General features: G+C 43.6%; 1 protein-coding gene. It reads left to right on the plus strand.

Annotated elements, in window-relative coordinates:
• The coding region (locus P353_RS29800) for a hypothetical protein (RefSeq protein ID WP_232776259.1) at positions 1-275 on the plus strand (275 nt) is incomplete at both ends.

A 275-nucleotide genomic window follows, 5' to 3' on the forward strand; every position in this document is an offset into this window, starting at 1 on the left:
ATATTATTCCTCACGTTGATAGCGTCTTGGTCATTTTTGATGGAGTGTTTCTAACCGCTGCGCGTTCCGCTCGTTATGGTGAAGTACGTGAACTGCTGGATGTAGCTATTGCGTCTGACAAGGTTTATTACTCTGGGCAGAGAGCCCCACTTACTAGCGAAATGACTCCTGACGAGGCTGTTTCAACTCTTATTAATTTAGGTTCTATCCAACCGTTGACGGTTGAGTCCAGAGCTGAATACTTTTCTTTGCTTAGTAATTTTACAGAAGACGAG

Origin of the sequence: Comamonas testosteroni, assembly GCF_000761245.1 — a bacterium.
GTDB classification, from domain to species: Bacteria; Pseudomonadota; Gammaproteobacteria; order Burkholderiales; family Burkholderiaceae_C; genus Comamonas; species Comamonas testosteroni_C.